The sequence below is a fragment of the Paraburkholderia flava genome (assembly GCF_004359985.1).
GTDB lineage: Bacteria > Pseudomonadota > Gammaproteobacteria > Burkholderiales > Burkholderiaceae > Paraburkholderia > Paraburkholderia flava.
This window is the reverse complement of the sequence record NZ_SMRO01000002.1, coordinates 487,713-505,019: the sequence shown is the minus strand read 5'-3', so window position 1 is coordinate 505,019 and position 17,307 is coordinate 487,713. Positions and strand designations below refer to the sequence as shown.

At 58.9% G+C, this 17,307-nt stretch carries 15 protein-coding genes; 3 read left to right on the top strand and 12 right to left on the bottom strand.

Translation table 11 applies throughout. The features are described from left to right. Positions 1–118: 118 nt before the first annotated feature. The gene (locus E1748_RS13610; RefSeq protein WP_133647756.1) at positions 119–790 is read right to left on the bottom strand and encodes a hypothetical protein; all 672 of its coding nucleotides are present in this window, start codon (positions 788–790) and stop codon (positions 119–121) included. Positions 791–856: 66 nt separating this feature from the next. After that, positions 857–1,780, bottom strand: a complete 924-nt coding sequence (locus E1748_RS13605; protein WP_166653563.1) for an FtsZ/tubulin family protein — start codon at positions 1,778–1,780, stop codon at positions 857–859. A gap of 138 nt (positions 1,781–1,918) precedes the next feature. Between E1748_RS13605 and E1748_RS13600 the strand changes: the two genes are divergently transcribed. Beyond that, positions 1,919–2,245 (top strand): helix-turn-helix domain-containing protein, encoded by a 327-nt coding sequence (locus E1748_RS13600; RefSeq protein WP_240766609.1) that lies wholly within the window; start codon positions 1,919–1,921, stop codon positions 2,243–2,245. Here E1748_RS13600 and E1748_RS13595 read toward each other — a convergent pair whose 3' ends face one another. The 9 genes from E1748_RS13595 to E1748_RS13550 form a co-directional block, all read right to left on the bottom strand. After that, the gene (locus E1748_RS13595; RefSeq protein WP_240766607.1) at positions 2,246–2,911 is read right to left on the bottom strand and encodes a hypothetical protein; all 666 of its coding nucleotides are present in this window, start codon (positions 2,909–2,911) and stop codon (positions 2,246–2,248) included. It lies immediately after the preceding gene. Further along, positions 2,911–3,216 (bottom strand): hypothetical protein, encoded by a 306-nt coding sequence (locus tag E1748_RS13590; RefSeq protein WP_133647754.1) that lies wholly within the window; start codon positions 3,214–3,216, stop codon positions 2,911–2,913. The genes E1748_RS13595 and E1748_RS13590 overlap by 1 nt, the downstream gene beginning before the upstream one ends. A 679-nt stretch (positions 3,217–3,895) precedes the next feature. Then, on the bottom strand, positions 3,896–5,407 hold the full coding sequence (locus E1748_RS13585) for an AcrVA2 family anti-CRISPR protein (protein WP_240766605.1): 1,512 nt from the start codon (positions 5,405–5,407) through the stop codon (positions 3,896–3,898). A gap of 129 nt (positions 5,408–5,536) precedes the next feature. Then, positions 5,537–5,800 carry a PAAR domain-containing protein gene (locus E1748_RS13580; RefSeq protein ID WP_133647753.1) on the bottom strand — a complete coding sequence of 88 codons (264 nt, stop codon included), beginning with the start codon at positions 5,798–5,800 and terminating at the stop codon, positions 5,537–5,539. Positions 5,801–5,854: 54 nt separating this feature from the next. After that, the gene (locus E1748_RS13575; RefSeq protein ID WP_166653562.1) at positions 5,855–7,537 is read right to left on the bottom strand and encodes a type VI lipase adapter Tla3 domain-containing protein; all 1,683 of its coding nucleotides are present in this window, start codon (positions 7,535–7,537) and stop codon (positions 5,855–5,857) included. After that, positions 7,534–9,681 (bottom strand): T6SS effector phospholipase Tle3 domain-containing protein, encoded by a 2,148-nt coding sequence (locus E1748_RS13570; RefSeq protein ID WP_133647752.1) that lies wholly within the window; start codon positions 9,679–9,681, stop codon positions 7,534–7,536. Before E1748_RS13570 ends, E1748_RS13575 begins: the two co-directional genes overlap by 4 nt. Positions 9,682–9,700: 19 nt before the next feature. Further along, positions 9,701–12,505, bottom strand: coding sequence for a type VI secretion system Vgr family protein (locus E1748_RS13565; protein ID WP_133647751.1), 2,805 nt, complete (start codon positions 12,503–12,505; stop codon positions 9,701–9,703). A gap of 842 nt (positions 12,506–13,347) precedes the next feature. Continuing rightward, entirely contained in the window at positions 13,348–14,085 is a 738-nt protein-coding gene (locus tag E1748_RS13555; protein ID WP_133647750.1) for a DUF5677 domain-containing protein, read from the bottom strand. A gap of 18 nt (positions 14,086–14,103) precedes the next feature. Further along, positions 14,104–14,619, bottom strand: coding sequence for a hypothetical protein (locus E1748_RS13550; protein ID WP_133647749.1), 516 nt, complete (start codon positions 14,617–14,619; stop codon positions 14,104–14,106). A 335-nt stretch (positions 14,620–14,954) separates the two neighbouring features. Here E1748_RS13550 and E1748_RS13545 point away from each other — a divergent pair, with 335 nt between their 5' ends. Together E1748_RS13545 and E1748_RS13540 are read left to right on the top strand one after the other, a co-directional pair. Further along, positions 14,955–15,305: a VOC family protein gene (locus tag E1748_RS13545; protein WP_133647748.1), complete on the top strand. Its 351-nt coding sequence runs from the start codon at positions 14,955–14,957 to the stop codon at positions 15,303–15,305. A 65-nt stretch (positions 15,306–15,370) separates the two neighbouring features. Beyond that, positions 15,371–16,117, top strand: a complete 747-nt coding sequence (locus E1748_RS13540) for a Type 1 glutamine amidotransferase-like domain-containing protein (RefSeq protein WP_133647747.1) — start codon at positions 15,371–15,373, stop codon at positions 16,115–16,117. Positions 16,118–16,290: 173 nt separating this feature from the next. Here E1748_RS13540 and E1748_RS13535 read toward each other — a convergent pair whose 3' ends face one another. After that, a complete protein-coding gene (locus E1748_RS13535) occupies positions 16,291–16,866 on the bottom strand; it encodes a recombinase family protein (RefSeq protein WP_133647746.1) in 576 nt (191 codons plus the stop codon). Positions 16,867–17,307: the final 441 nt, after the last annotated feature.

The window sequence follows — 17,307 nt, the reverse complement described above, 5'->3', positions numbered from 1 at the left end:
TTGCGGGAAGCGAGGAACGCCCCATCCAACGAAGCGAAACCTGCGGGGTAACGAGGTCATTCGCGGCTTTGTGAAATACCCAGATACGTCATGGACGCACCCGGGCGGACAGCATCAGCTAGTTGAACTTGCCCGTCTGCTGCGCAGCGGTTGGGATCGCTTTGAGCAGGAACGTTGCGTCTGCAAAGATATCAACTTCCCAGCCGCTCTCGTTGCGATAAGAGAGATATTCGACCCCGTTCGCACCGGTCTGCGGTTCCATGCGCGGGATGTCATAAGCCGACGCAAAGTTCTGCACAAACTCCTTGAGCGGCATAACACCGAACACACTCTGTACGAGAAGCGATGTCATCGACAGACTCGACAGACGTCCGGATTCGAACTCCAGCCCGGCCAGTACGACGCCGTCGCAATAGAGCGGATGAATAGTTGCGCTGACAGTGCGTAGCTCGCATCGTGTGTTCGGTATGAGTCCCTCGACTTGCCGCCTCACTTCTTCGAGCGAGTCGCCAAGCTGCATCCCCTTTATGCGCGGACCGCGATGTATCCCGTCCGATGATTGCGCACTCGACGATGCGACACCAGGTGTGCCGTTTTCATCTGCTTTGTCGCGCTCTTCGCTGTTTGCTACTGAAGCTGCTGCCGGTGCATCTGGTGGTGCACCCGACGCAGGGACTGCGGACGCCACAGAGGATTCAGTTTGCGATGCATGCTGCGAACAGGCGGCAAGCATCAGGAGGAGCGCGAAGGCGAGCGGTTTCATTGCACGGCAATTCGTGATGGTGTACATGCTGTTTCCTTTGTGTTGTTTCATGGGCAGGAGCGAACACCCCTATTGGTCTGGAACTGGACGGGATCAGTCGTCGCGGGAAGCGGCGATCACGGTGACCCGCAAGATGTCGCCGAGCCGGTTGTCGTAGTGCACTCCGAGACGGGGCTCGACACCGGGGGCCATGGCTGTGTCGACTGCATCGACCACCTCCAGAATCTCCCGCAGGCGCATCGTTCGCGAACCGGCAACAAGGATCAGCACGCCAGCGACCTCTTTCATGCGCGGCTTGCCGACGTTCGTCATCGCGTGACTGGCTGCCCGGCGTCCGCGCTCGCGTCCCTCCGCATGACCGAACCCGATACGGGCCACGGTCCGGTTGGCGAATATCGCCCTCGCGTCGAGGTAATCCGCCCCCTCCGGGATGCCCGGCTCCGTGTCTCCCGCATCTCCAGTAACGCCGACTGCGGTCGCGTGAACGTAGGCGTCCAGCAGACAGCCCAGCACGGACCCGCCGGGGTTGGGCGGCACGATGACCAGCGCATCCACGCCGTACTGCAGGCAGAGCATTAGCGTCGGCCGGTCGACGGGTTGCGCCCGTTCCTGCGCCACCATGCCGATGACCCGCGCACCGGCCCGCTGCGCAGCACTCGCGATGGTTCCCGCGGCCTGAAGCCCGGCTACGTCATCGGCTCCGGCGAGAACCAGCATCAGATCGGTATCGCGGAACTGGCCGGACAGTGAGTCCGCGCCGTCGCCCGCGCCGAGAAACGCGCTGTCGGCGCAATAGCTGGCGGGTACATCGTCCGAGGGCATCGCACGGACGAATTCAATACTTCCACCGCTGCGCTCAAGCGCCAGCGCATCGAGCAACCTGGTGCCCGCCTCTCCCATGCCGAACACATGAACGGAGGGGTAACCAGATGGCGGGACGGGATGATCCGGACGGGCTGGTGTATCGAGGGTGGCTCCCTGCGCGACGCCCGTGTCGCGCGGTTTTTCGTCACTCATTTGTATTTCCTTCCTGTGAACCCGCCGCAGGCCGAAGCGCGAGGGATTGTGGCGTAAATTTGTTGATGTGTATACACGCAGCAAAAATGCGTGTTTACTCCGTGGCTTATGAGTCGTCATACATGCATTCTTTGCTGCATGACAGCCACCGCGAAACCCAGACAAAAACGCAAGGGCACCTCGATCTCGACCGCGCTCGGCAAACGGATGAAGGCATGCCGGATTGAAGCCAACAAATCGCAGGAGCAATTGGCGCATGAGGCGCTGGTTGATCGCAGCTACGTTTCGACGATCGAGCGCGGCGTCGGCAATCCGTCGATCGAGACACTAGCCAATCTCGCTTACTGCATGAACCTGACGTTGGCAAAACTGTTCGAGCCGCTGGAAATCAATCTCCGGCCGACCGGCACGCGCCGCGCGAATGCAGCAGAGCCCGAGAAGCCGAACCGCCGACGTCTGCGGTAGCTATGGGGGCTTCGACGCGGGACGTGCGCGGATCGACACCGCGCCGTCGATCACGACAGAAAGCGTGTCACGCGCGGTGATGTAGGTTCCGTACCGGGCACGTTTGCCGGAAACCGCATTCGCGTAATCTAGGCGCGCATTGCACGTCGCCATCGGTGCATCGCGTTCCGCCGGATCGAGGATCAGCAGCGCGTGAGGCTGAAATCTGCGCCCCTGCATACGGCCCTCGCTACCCACGGCCAGCACGGCATGCCAGTGCGCCTGTCCGACCGGGCGCCAGCTAACAATCACGAGATGTCCACGCGACAGTTCCCGTTCGCAGAAATCGATCACATCCCTGTGAGCGCCTTCGAATACCGTTGGTCGCAAACCTCCACCGGAAGCTTCCCGAATGACCTCGTCGGCAAGCGTCTGCAGATCGACGCCCGTGAAAAAGAACGGCACGGCGCGATCCCACAATGCGGCTTCCTGCCCGCGCTTTCGCGACGACACTGTTGCCGGATCGGCAATACGCCCGAGGATGGCGAACGCGCTGAATGCCGCCCACAGCGCACACGCCGAATCGAGATCGCCCTGAAAGCAGTGAACCGGGAATTTCGATCCCGCGCGTAACGTCCGCCCCAGTCTGAGACGGGGATGAAGTCGCTGGACGATGAACTGTGTCATCAGTATTCGTCCGGCAGGAGCACGCAGGTACTTCTGTCGGCTTCGGTGATGATCCAGACTCGCTCCCGAGAGGCACCGATCTCGTAGCAGGACAGGATGCGCGTGCCCGCAGCGATGGCTTCGCGGTTCAGTCGGACATCGGCTTCGCAGAGGCTACCGAAATCGCCATGCTGGTGACGCCACAGCAACGTCGTGACGTTCGTGCCGGTTCGGTCCAGCACATCGATTGCGCCGGGCGTGGCGACGAGTTGCCCAAGACGAAACAGCGGAGGCAACAAATCACCGGGTGAGATATCGGATTTCATAATCAGGTATCCTTATTAATATCGAAGGCGAGCGTCATCCCCGGATAAATGTTCCGGTTACAGGCTCAGCAAGTGGAGAACTCTGAAAACGCGAGATTGATGCGGGGGCGTTTCAGGAAAGCGAGGTACTACAGGGGACGTTACTGGAACCGTTCAAGGTGTAACGCAAGTGGACACAGGCAACAGCGAGGCGATTGCAATAAAAACGCATTTTTGTCGAAAATTTGACCAGATTGCGCCGCGAATGCCGCCCTGATGATGAAAATGTAGCACGAACCCGGCAAAACAAATTAAGGGTCACATCAATTTATCTGTAATCGGCAATTTCTACCATTTCCACAGACCAGACGCATTTTTGACGCTTTCCCCAGTGCCAGAAACCGTTTTCTGGCGAGTTTTCCGGCCCGCCAGCGGCTTCGGACTCGTGGGTCAGGGGATAAGAGAGGGTATCGCTTGCAGGGGGCGCTATGGCCCTCCCACTTCTGAAGCGAAAGAATTGTAATTATTGTTGCGACGCAATAATCGCCGATCCGGCTCGCTTGCGACTCCCAAACCGGGTCGCGCTGCTCATTTTTTAAGCAAAATCGACGTTTTCAGGCTTTTCAGGTGTTTGGCAGTCCAAAACCTGCTCCAAACGCTTGTTGTCTGCTCGCGAACCGCTACCTGCGGTGCGTCGCGGTTACAGACCCAGGCGATCGGGGCGTACCAGCGTCGGTCCGATAAAGGCAAGCTTGCGCAACGATCCGTTCGGACCGTATGGCTGCATTCTGAAGTGCGGTCGCCTCCAGTGTCCGCGAACCTCACGGTGTGCCTCGTCGTCAGGATGCGACGGCGCAGCCATCTGCGCGTCGAGAATGGCGGGACCGACAATATGCCGGTCGTAAAGCTGCTCGATCTGAGCAAGACGCTCGGCCCGTTTGCGCTTGCCGAGACCGCTGAAGTTCCGCGGTGCATCGCTGTAGGCCCGGTCGTGAACGACATGTGCCTCCCGCACCGTCAAATACAGCAGCATCTTGACGACGTAGTCGAGCACGCCGCTCCAATGTTTCTGAACCTGTGCCGCGGCTTCCGGATCGGAGGGGAAGGCCGAGTCCGGCGACTGCCCCGCCTCGTCAAAAATTTCCTTGATTGTTCTATCGGGGTTGCCCATCGGAATCTGGAGTACGTCCAGCTTGACGCGTCGCTCCGGTTCCCGCCGATGAGTCCACGTTGCGCAACTGATCACCGCCTGCGAATGCCCGTTATCCGACTCGGGATGATAGAAGAGAGCAACTGACTCGATTCCGTCCCGCCTTCCCCACCATGAGGGATCGGGCACGATGCACATCGTATCTGTCGGCAGGCGGATCGCGCCGACTGGCACATCGTCGGCGATCCATGCTGCATCGAGCAACCGGTGCAACGCCGGGGTCGGCTCGTACAGCGCCCCCTCGCGTGCACTGAAGGTTTGCCAAACAATGCTGCGACCAGCGTGCCGCTCCGCCTCGTCGTCCGCGATCCCGAATGGCATTTGCTCTGTCCAGAGGTCGATAAACTCCGGGAAGATATCCATCAACCGCAGGACAGGGTGAGTCCGCAGCCGTCGCAGAAAGTCGGTGCCCCACTCGCCAGCAGCCTGCCGGACGTGGTCCCAGGCTTCGATGGCGCCCGACGCCCTGTATCTCACAGGGGCAGGCAGGCGCTCATATAATGGATCGTCACCCTGCACCGTCTTGCGGATCGCGGTCTCGATGAGGCGGCATATCCGGTCGAGTTGCGCGGTCCGTTCGGGGCTGCGCTTGGGCTGTGTTTCTATCAGCGGGCGCTGGGCGCGCGTCGCGTCAAACCACGCCACGAACGCCGGATCATATTCGATGTCGATCTGTGCGACGCCGGGCCGCAGAAGATATTGACCGTCGCGACCAAACTCGATCTCGATGTCCGGTCGCAGCACGATTCTTAGGCCAGCCGGGTCGACCGGCGAGGTCAGCCATTCAACGAGTTTCGGGCGAACCGCCTGCCATATGCCGTTCGCAGCGTGCAGAACCTCATCGTCGGTGACGGCCCGGAAGCTTCCCGCGCTGATTCTCACGCCGATCCCCGGCGCAATGCCTACGCAGCGTACGGGCTGTCCCTCCAGCGCGAGAGAACCGAATAGCACGGTCCGGAAGATCGACACGGAACTTCGATCAGGGCCACCGGGAATTTTCATCCGGCCGCCTTCCCGGAAACGCAGACTCAGTCCCCCATCCGCCGATACGGAGACCCGCGCGGGGGCTTGTCCGGGACCGGCATATCGCTACTGCCGAATTCGTATTCTTCCATGACGCTGTCCGCGCAGTTAAATACGACCGGACGAAGGTACGCTTGAGATCAATGTCGCGCCGCAGGACGTTTTGTGACCGTCGAAGGCAACGGCCACACCGTCAATCGTCACGTTGGGGTCGCCCTCGACAATCACGCAGCGATCGTGTCCAGCCATTGGACAGGAGCAGTGGTCCCCCACGCAGGCGACGGCCCGGTCCATGACGGTTGACTTCTCACGGCCCGTTTCCACGCGACCGCCATGACTGGTCGAATCTCCTACCCGAATCACGCCACGCACCGCCTTCCCCTCTCAGTGACCTTCGCCAACACCGGTTGACCATCATCCTGTCTATCAGGACGATCGGTATTTGAACGGATCGGCACCGCGATGCTGTGCATTGTTCGCCTTGCTCGCTTCGTCCGGCGGACTCACCATCACAATGCTGGCCGTGCCGTTGTCCATGAGGTTGACCGTCGCACTTGCGCCGCCTTCCTGATAGTTCGCGATCGTCGCGAGACACACCTGTACGAGCGCCGAACTCACCCCCGTGTTGCCGATCCGGCGGCCAATGTCGTAGCCCTCCTTGACGTCGCCGATATCGATGCCTTCCGCGTTGCCGTGCAGCGCCTGAGTAAGCGGAATGGTCCACTCGCGGGTCAGCGTGGTGTCGTAGAACACACGGGTCGGCTTCGTACCGGAGGGCAGCGTCGCCATGGCTTCCTTCCAGCCCGCCTGCAACGCGGCCACCTGCTCCGCGCGCCTGAGCTGTTTGCCGTGGGCGTCCGTCAGCTTGATTTCCACTGGACGATGGAGATAGCCGAGCAGCGGGGCCTCATCGAATTCCTCAACCTGCCAGTTTGCCCACCGCACGGGAAGGAAGGGACTCGGCTTGAAATCGCCCGGCCCCTTGTTACCAATCTGTTTCCAGAGTTCGGGCAGCTTCGATATCCACCAGTCAGTTTTCATCGTCGTTGCACCAAATGTTTCACCAGCCGCCTTGTCGGTTTCTTCCTGAAATTTATCGTCCTCGGCCCAATAAAAATTCCACAACTTGACGACGTCGTATTGGGTTTTGGTCTTATCGATGTCGCCGGGAACAGGAACTGCATACGGACGCACGAAATGATCAACGCGATCCGTGCGCGCGACCAGTAGTCCGCCCATGCTGTCTGGCACTGGTGGAACGAATGCGCCCAAGGGGTCTTTGGGCATACCCGGAGTATGCAGCCCCCAACGGTATTGCATCCCGTCCTGGCTCACAATCAACGCGGCGGGTACGTCTGGATGCTTGTCGAAGAAGTCGAAGAGCTGCGTAAGCGCCGGTGCTGCGCTACTCGCATTCTGGTCATCGAGCCACAGAAATTCTGTCACTCCGAGTCCGGCATTCTGTCGCGCATCGGAGATTTGGAAGGCAGCCCGATACGGACTATCTTTCCCTTTCGGCGGCCCTAGAATGATTACTGGCACAGGCCAGTGATCGACCGCTTCGCCTGCTGCGTACCGGAACGCAGCTCCAGTATCGACTTTGGAAAATATCCGACGCTCGTCTGGATTCTTGCCGTACTCTTTCGGATCGGGTTCCCGTGACAAGATCGAAGAGTAGTTGTCAGCCTTCGCCTCAATCTGCTTCCAGAGCGTATCCTGATGCCGACCGGTGACGGCCAGGCCAACGGCACGGATTTCCAGCGCGTACTGTTGCCCGGTTCCGGCGAGAATGCGGGCCTTCTCCGGGTTCGATGTGACTGGACTCGATGTTTCAGCAGATGCAGCAACGGGAAGCACAGCTGCCAGGCCAGGAGCCTGGGAGCCGCGCCACATCCAGTGGCCCGCGAACACTACCGCCATCACACCAACAATGACGAGCACACCGTTACGAACCGTACTACCCATATTGGAGACCTCAAGGCCGGTGCTCTTCCAGTATTGGTAAGAGCCAAAGAGAACATAGGACGCCCAGACTATCACCAGTCCTGTCAGCAATAGGAGATAGACGCGCAATCCGGGCCGCGTAGCCGTCGTTAACATGGTCGTCATTGTCGTTTCTCGCGATCCCGGAAGGTTTCTGCGTCGACCATCTTGGGGGGCGTCTTGGGCACCAGGGTATCTGGAAACTTGCCTTTGGTGTAGTAATGAAAACATGCCTCAATCAAACCCTTCGAGCTTTGGTCAAGGCGAGGTTCGTAATATGGGTTGTTCTTGATCGCCTGAAACGCAGCGGCGTCCATTTTCCAGTCAGAGATCGCGATCAACAGGTTGCGCATGTCCGGGTCATCCAGGCTTTTTGCCTGACCGATTGCCGCATCCATAGCCGCGACGCGCCGGATATTGTCAGGATCACGCAGTATCGCTGAGTGATACGAATTCTGGTCCCAGGATTTCTTGTCTTTTTTCTCCAGACGCTGACGTATCTCGTTCGGTGTTTCTCCTCGATAGTAGGTGAGTGCTCCACCGCTCGATACGCTTACGTTATCGGTATGGTCTTCCGGGTCCGGTGACTTGCTGTTAAACCAGGCGATGATTTTTTCGTAACCAGCCCCGAGAAGCGACGGAGGCAAATCGTTGATGGGAACGCTGTGGATCGTCTTGACCGCATTGGGATTACCCAGCAAGGTATCGCGAGAGACGTAATCGGGTTTGTCGTAGCCAGCATGCGTGGCATCGCCTGTGATGCCTTCGTCGCCGTACAGATTTGGCTTGTACGGCGGTATGAGGGGCTCCGCGTTGATCAGGCGGTTCTTCGATTGGCCCGCTCCCCCATCATCGAGGTACTCGATACAATCGGGCAGCGGCTTGCCGACGAGAGGGGGTTTCCCGTCTTTCATATTGCCCCCCTTGCTCCAGAGCCGCTGGAAAAATCGATGATGCTGTAACGTATCCATCGCGGGCCACGTTTTCTTGTTGGCCGCCGCCTTGTTCCCAAAGTATCCACCGACTGGCCCGCCAAACAAGGCTCCAGCAACAGTAGCCGCAGTCGAATGTTTCCCCGCCCATTGTTCCTCAACAGTATCGGGGACACCGTATGTACCGATCCCCTTGATAGTCATTAACCCGACAGTCGTATCCTCGGGGCAAAAATATAAATACACTTTCCCCCGGTTATCACGTTCCGCAAATACGTGAGTGGAACCGTCCTTGTCCAGCCGGGTCGCCTGTTTCTGTGACCAGCCCTTGCCCGTGCGGCCACCGTGCAACGGATTGGCTGGCTCCAGTTCGTCAAGATTCGGATTTTTATTGGGCGTCGTCGTCACGGCCTGGACGATATTGATCAACGTGTTCAGCTTGCCACGCAAGGTATAGGGTGTCGCGCTCGGTTGGGCTACCTGCGCGACAGACGGCTCAGTCAGGCTGTAAGGCGAATCGACCATGATCACGCAATCCGCGCACGGCTCCTTGTTGGTCTCTGCCAGAAAGGCCTGCGCGAGCAATGTGATCACGGTGCCCTGGCTATGAGCCATGATGGTGATCGTTTCGCCCGGATCAACCCTGCGGATTTCATGCACGAGCATGGCCAGACGCTGGGCAGCGAGCACGTAATAATGTCGACTCGGACTATCGCTGCTGTACTGATAGTCGCTCATCATGGCCCCTGCAATATCATTCACCGGATTGCCATACCAGCCATGATCGAACATCGCGGGGATGTTGGTCGTCGCATTGTTGAACATGCCGCCGCCCTTCGCGAAGTGCTTGCTCAGGCGGTTACCGTTAATGTCCTGGTACTGCCCGCGCAGCGTCGTCGGGTTCTTGTCACCGCCCTTGATTTCATCCGGCGCCGCGCGATACCCCCAGTAGAACGGGATGAACATGCTGTTGGTTTTCTTCGGTCCTTCCGTGATCTCGGTGCGTTGATAAAGATAAGTGTCGGGATCGTATTTGATGTCCTTTACCCGGTCGAAGGTTGGGTCTTTATACGTTAAATCCTTGGCAGCGTTGAAGGCCGCACCGTACTCACCCGGCATCAGGTCCTTGCGACTAAGGCGTTCGTTGAGACCTTCACACATCCCCAGCTCAATATGATCGTAGTTGCCGCCGGGGTCGTTCACACCGTGCAGGAAAATCACGACGCCAGGACGGTCCGGTGGGTATGGAACCTGTTTGTCGCCCGCGCGGTTTGCATGCGTGATGCCCGCATCCTGACCTACGACGTGCTGTTTCTGAGGCTGGCTGCTGTCGGCCATGATTCTTTGTGCTCCCTGTTCAAAGCGATGGCTTCAAAAGATCGATCTTGAGGATGCGCATCGCGTCGTCCTTGACCACATCAGTCAGCCCGTTCGCATCGGTGACGCCTTCCTTGACGCTGCCGTCGTCCATCGTGATGCGATACGGCTTGTTCGCAGCGGCCGCAGCTGTCTCCGGTGTGTCGCCAGGGTAGTGCACCCGGAAGCGCTGATCGGTTGGCAGGTTGTTGAACGGCGTTTTAGCAGCCTGTTCGGTCGACGGACCGCCCCATTGATGCGAGGCCGACAACAGCTTGATCGCTCCGTTCGTACCGAACGTGATGCCACCCCCGCCAACTTTCACGTAGCTGCCGTCTTCGGCAATAAGCGAGATGGTCGGGCCTGTGACCTTGACGTCACCCGCGTTGGTGCTGATCTGGACGCCTTTCTGCGCGTTGGCCGTCAGCACATCTGACTGCGCCTGCAGCGTTACGGGACCCTCGCCCGCGATTGCCTGAAACCCCTGGCCGCGCGCGAATACGTGGACCCCCTGACCGGCCATTGCATTGAGCCGCTGGCCCGCCAGCAACTGCAGATGCTGCTGCGAAACCTGGTCGATGTTCTCGCCCGCGTAGGTCACGTGTGTTTTCGGCGTCGTGGTCACCATACCGGCCTCGGCCCCGATCGCCACGATAGCGGATGCGCTGCTGCCGGAGGATGCGTTGCCGGAACCCGTTGTGGCACCCGTCTCCCAGTTCTTGAGGCTCGTAGTGACGTCGGTCTGGCCTTTCGTGTCGGCGGCCTGTCCCCCGTGCTGTCCGGTGTAATCGCTCATGGCCTTGAAGAGTTCGAGACACGCACCTGTCAATCGCTCGATCCCTGCATGTTCGAGGTGATGCCCGCCCGGCTGGTTTTGCGTGTACGTCGTCAGCAGGATGCCCATGGCGGCACGCACTGCGGCGGCGGCCTCTGTACGCAATTCGGCCCCTTCGCCACGGGCATTGCCCAGACCATCGGATTGCAGGTGCGTCAACTGTCCCAGGTTCAGTTCGCTCAGCGCGTGCTCGCTACCAAGCTGGCTGCTGATTCTCTGCGGAGCATCGATGAACCGTAACTGGTTATAGCGTTGACCCTGAAACTCCTTCGTTTTCATCCCGGACACGTAGGAGTGTTTAGGCAGCGCGCTCACGTGGTTGAATGCCGCTGGGCGGTTCTGGCCGTTCGACAGCACCCCTGTGATGACCAGACGGTCGGGGTCGCCATTGAGGTGATCCAGAATCACTTCCATTCCCGCGCGCAACGGGATATTGACGCCGAAGGTTGCGCCCGCCATTGCGCAGGCTACCCGCACGGGTGCGCTGTCAGCGGGCGTGCCGTTTGTCCCCGCCCCCTGCGCATGCTCATGATCGGCCGGATTCAGCCCCGGAATCTGCACGTAGACGCGTCCCAGCTCGTCGATGAAGACTTCTTCATTCTCAGGCGCAACGACGAGCGCCGTGATCGGATGCACGCGCGGCAGATCGATGTTCGGATCAAAGGCAGGCGTGAGCGGCACGCCCCGGCGGACACACGAAAACGTGTTCGTGTAACGGCGGTCTGCGGCATTTCCCGTCTTCTCACCTTTGCTGGATGCAGGCGAAGCAGGTTGCTGGAAAATAGCCCGACTGACATCGAGCAGTGCACTTGCCCGGTCGTTCAGGTCCGCGGGGAGGTTGTTCCAGACATCGTGATGCAGCGAGGTAACCACGAACTGGCGTTGTTCAGCGGGAAGCTGATCGACTTCAGGGTGATTGACCAGCTGGAACCACGTACCGACTGCGAGATCGCGCACACCGCTTACGCCGTCGACGCGTTCTGCCTGCGCTTCATGTGCAAGCATCCGGTCATGGCCGATGCGGTCGAGGTCTGCCGTTGAGTCACCGGCGTGCGGCACATCGATTACGTAATCCGCCAGTATGCGTGCGAGGTCATTGCCCGACTCGCCGTGATCGACGGTCGTGGTCATCTGCGTCTCCAGCATGCGGGCAGGCTTGTAGTCCCACGACTGGCGGTTAATGACACCCGTGGTCAGGCTGTGAGTGATCGCGAAGAGCGTGATCGTGTCGCGCTCTTCGGTACCGGCATCGCGCTGGTGATAACGCACCGTCGAGGCTGGACCTTGCGAAAGACGCATCGGGTCGTCGCAGAACACCAGCGTATGGACGGGCGTGCTGCCGTCCTGCCCGCTGCCCTGTTGACCGGACGTGCCCGCCTTGACGAAGACCGTTACGCCGTCACGTCGCAACAGTCTGCGAATGAAATGCGCCGTTGATTCGTTGGCCTGTTGAACGAATTCGCGTGGGGGATAGCGGTTCCGGTTCAGGCCCGACAGATCGAAGTCGAATGCGCGCGCCATCGCCGCACTACGCTGACGCAGCTCGCCGAGCAGAACCTGCAAAATGTCGGGGAGGCTCTTCTGACGGAAGATGCGCCGGTTTTTACCCTGCTCCATCAGCGAGAGAGCATCCCGGATGGTGAGGCTATAGCACGACAGCGCACCATCTGACTGGCCTGCTCGGACACTGGTGACGATGGCGTTGATGGCGTGCAGCCGCCCCTGATCGGTCGTGATCTGGACCGAGACAGGAAGACCAATCAGGCTTTTGGCGGGAAGGTCGGCGCGGGGCGACAGACAGGTCAACTGACCGGCAATCCCGGTCATGAAGCCTTCGCGGATATCCGCATGCTGGAGCACGAGCTGACGTTCAAGTGCGCGTTGCGCGCCCCCGAAGCCGAGACGAGCAGGACGGTTATCGGGATCAAGCGCTGCGGCCGACAGGGCGCGCAGTGAATCGGCGAGATTCATCGTAGGTCTCTCAGGCTTTTTAACGACGTAGCGGCATTAGCCCGGGATTATATTGACGGGGGTTATGCCAATTCGTCAGAGAATATCAAATTACCGGAGGCCGAGTAAGAACAGGAAAGCTTTCTCACGAGATTTGACATTCACCCGAAGACGATCGACTGTTTTATCCATCAACGCCCCCTTTTAGCGGGGAGTCTTCTAGATAATCCAGATCAGGTGCGCACAAAATATGCCAAATGAGTACCTCCCTCTTCATGTAGGGCGGATGCTGGACGAGAGCGAGGTAGCTGCAGCCAACTCGCTTTATTGCGTTGCCAATCGAGGACCAGGTGTTCTTCTATTTGGACCGGCTGCCGGGAACTAACAACGTGTGCATACTAATCTTATGCCTCACCCATATCCTCGCCCGCCGGTAACGTCTTGATCTCCGCGATTTTCTTGAATTCGGTCAGGTAATCACGGCGATTCTGGGAGAGCCAGAGCACCACGCGGGCATCCGTCAAAAGGCATCCCGATTGCGCGGCACGGCCACCAGGCCACGTGTGGATGCTATCTCATTTCGAGTCTTGCCTGATCGATACGCGGTCGGCGTTCGTCCCCAGCGAAACAGGCAACTCTGGATTTCGGTCCTGTTATCTTTTGACAGGACGATGAGCTTCGTGAGGCCACGGGTCGGCGCATAGCGTGCGAAATACCGATCGATAGACCAGTTACGACCATGAAGCGACGCTCGCTCAACGGTGGTGACTGGCTGAAATTCGACGCGTTTCGGTTATTTGACCACGTCAGTTTCCTAACCCCGGGGAACCTCACGTGGGATGGGTGGCGGCCCGCATTTCATGTCACGTGCCGTCTTCGGCCTGTCCCTTTTCCCAGACCCGCTTCGCCTCTTCCGCGACTGCGTTCGCTTCGCCCTCGCCGATGTCCGTGAAGCGGTGCAGTTCCGACCCGGCGCGCACCAGCAGATCGACTGCGATCATCAGCAGCATGCCGACAACAGGCGGATCAGCCGGGCGGCAATAACCGAGTTCCGTCATGCGCTCGCGACCCGCGTGACGCGCGATCATGCTTGTGATGCTCGTATGCACGAACGAGCAAAGAATCCGGTACTGAACATAGGCTTCGCCAAGATCAGCGCGGCTCAGTTTCGCTTCGATGGCAAGCTTGTCGAATCCAGCCTTCCGTAGTTCCTTGCGAATAGGTTCTTCGCGCGCAATCCAGCGGGCCAGCGTTGCAGCGATGTCTTCCGGTACGTTGTCAAGCCGCGAAATTTCGTTGAACAGCGCGACGTTTGCGCGGGCGTTCTCGTAACGCAGTTGATCGAGATATTCCGCGTTCGCCGTCAGGTTCATCAGGTCGGCGACACCTTCAAGCATTGAACGGATCGGTCCCGCCGCATGGCTCGCAAGCCCGGAATCGACTAGGCACAACGCCGAACGGAACTGTTCGAAGATCGTCAGCGTGAGGCAAGCGCCAATACGCGCTTCACCGGAGTCCGCGACGTTCGCGCGCCCGATCAACCGTTCATAATTTTCGAGGATCACATTCGCGGCAGCGCGCGCCGGTTCGGGCTTCGTCATAGCGCTCCGCCTTGATGGTCAGCGCGCCGCACAGGTACGGAGGCGGTCTACGTAGCTAATTGACGCGCCCCGGTTGTAGCGAAGCGCGCCTTTGCCATCCCTGCCTTCGGGCCCGAACGACACGGAAAGCTCGGTCCCGTCACTGCGCTTCCAAAGCATGTCGATTGATTCGACGTCGCCGCCTCCCGGCCCCGTCCAGACTTCGCGCCGGACGCTGACTTTTGGTTGTCCCCACGCCGCAATTGCACGTTCGACAGCCGGTACATAGGCATTGTCGGGGTCGAGCGAGTGCATGTAGGCAACGAGGCCCGTCGGCGCGCAAAAAGCGAAGGTGGCATCAACGCGGTACTGCGCTCGAATGCCGATTGCCCAATCGCCAGGCATATTTGGCATCTGCCACATCTCCAACCCTTTTCGCTGCGCAATTGCCGCGACTTCGGCGGGCGTCATACCAGATCGATAACCGTCCACGTCGAACGCTGCCGCCGCGCCGCTCACGATAAGGAATATGGTCGCTATTGCCATCTTCTTCATTTCGCCCCGTCCACAAACAAGATGTCCGGGCGATTGTATCGGCAATCGGCTAATCATTGACCGCATTGTCCCCAGCCACGTCGGCACGACAGGCGGACCGCCGACGATGATCGCGAGCAAGCGGGTGCGAATGTCTCATATCGGCGAGACAGCGGACCGGCACCGATGCTGACTGAGTGACTCAAACGGGTCGACTTGCGCCCGACGCGTCGGGCAGCACGCGGCCACTTTCGGCCGTTCGACACTGGAATGTAGATCGTCGACAATCATTCGCATCGTATTTTTGAACCTCTATTACTTGCGGTGCCTTGCGAGACTCATTCCCGGAGCATTCGATGCGAATCAGAACCACTTATTTGAAAGTGAAGGACATGGGGCAGGCCACGACGTTCTGGGGAAACCTGTTAGAGCGGTCGCCGAACTGCAAGTCGGAGAGGTGGACGGAGTTTACGCTGGGCGAAGTCGGCTTCGGGTTATTGCTGAACGATTTTGGCGATGAGTTTGCCGGTAGCGGATGCGTACCGGTGTTCGAAGTCGATGTATCTGCCTTGCATACATTTCTGGATCGCGCCAGGACTCTCGGGGCAACAGTCGTTCTCGATGGGTTAAATGACGAGACCATGAAGAGCATTGTCCTAAGCGACCCTGAGGGCCACGAATTCGAGCTGTGCAGTTGTCACGACTAACCTGCCGCCCTCGTGGGAGCCGTGAAGTCACTTCCGAAAGCTGAAGCCTGCTGACAATCACAGGGATGAACTCCCGTGAAACACGCAGGCGCGCCGCGCAGCCGACAGAGACATTCAATCATTACGAAACGAATCAGAGTCGTATGTCTTTCCATCGAAAACTGGCGTTGTACAGTGACCAGGAGACTCCAGCTAATGAGCAAATGGATGCGCGTGTTCTACGGTTGATCGGGCGATCGCAGCCGAGGATTGGATATATCCCTGCAACAAACGATCCTGAGCGCGCCTACTTCCGCCGTAAAGCTGACTATTACGCCGAGATTGGCGCGAATTTGGCCGTGTACGTCGACCCCAATCAAGACACATCGGAGGCAGAGTGGTCGACGCTGCTGTCATGCGACGCCATCCATCTTTCTGGCGGAAATACGTTCTCGTTCTTGTCGTGGATGAAGCGACGGAGAGTACTGCCGCTCCTGGCTCGATACGTATCCGAAGGTGGGGTGCTGATTGGGGTAAGCGCGGGCGCTATCTTGATGACACCAAGTGTGAACTCAGCATTGCTGTGCGGCGATGTTCGTGACAGCCAGTTGATGGATAACGTAGGGCTTGGTCTTGTAGATTTCCACTTTTGGCCGCACTTCGATTCTGCGAGTGTTACCAAGGATCAGTTGATATTGTCTTCTGCTATCCCGAACCTCTACGCGTGTCCCGATGGTTCGGGAATTGTCATCGACGGCAAGGAAGTCGAGCTGTTTGGACAGGTTGATCAATTTGAATCAGGAGCGATTCCTCGTACTCCGCTCGAGGACTAAAGTTGTCTCGTTGTTTCCCGGCAACCGTGCGTAGCTCACATTCGATTTGTGAACGTCCGCTTTGTAGAAAAGCGAACGTCGCATACGGGTCGACGACGGCCTCCTGAAGCAACGAGTACCGAAGCGACGTTCACGTCGCCGACTGCCAAATCGCGTTCGCTCAAACTCACAATCTAGCCATGCTGCGCAGCTTTCAATATCGTGGGATGCGAAACACCATACTCTTTCGCCAGTTCACGGATTGACACGCCCTGTATCCGCTTGGCTCGAATCTCCGTCTTCTGCTTTTCGTTCAGCGAATCCCGACGCCCAAGCTTCTTTCCCTCCGCCTTTGCCCGAGCCAGCCCGGCGTGCGTACGCTCGATAAGCAGGTCCCGCTCGAACTGAGCAACCGCCGTTAGAACCGTCATATGTAGCCTGCCCGACGCGCTGGTCAAATCAACGCCCGACAACGCAAGACAATGAAGATGTACGCCCATCGCGGAAAGTCGTTCGACGTTCGCCAACACGTCAGACGCATTGCGGCCCAGTCGGTCAAGTTTGGTCACGACGAGCGTATCGCCCTCGTCCAGCCGTTCCAGCAGCTTCGAGAAGCCCGGGCGCTCAGACGCCGGGACGCTGCCCGAGATCGTCTCGGCGACCGTATGGCGTGGCAGGATGGCGAAACCCGCGCTCCGGGCTTCGACTAGCTGGTTATCCGTGGTCTGTCCGGCGGTGGAAACGCGGGCATACAGGAACGTTCGGGACATCAGCAACCCCGGTAATCAATGGTGGAAGCCAGGATGCCAGGAAATCAATTGGTTTACAAGGAGTTTCTTACCATTGGGTGGCCCGCTCCCAGACGGTAGAAAATCGGACGATTCATTACCGCATCTTGATGCCCGAGGAGGGGATGCCGTTGGGCCGCCAATATCATTTGGCTTCAGCCAGCCGCCGCTCTGAACTTTCGATGCTGTTTGATGCTGCTAAGGTTGTGGTGAAACGCCGCAGGCCTCACAGCCGCAGTAGTTTCAGGCTCAGGGCGACGTCGTCGCCGTTGCACCCAAATACGTGAAGCTTGGCTCGTATTAGGCCGAATGCGTTATATTCATACACAAGGGTTGCGCGTGATACACCGGCATTCGTTGCGACGAGGGATCGTTCCGTTTGCCGCAAAGTAACTTCGTTCATCTCGCCCCGCGAAGACGGCG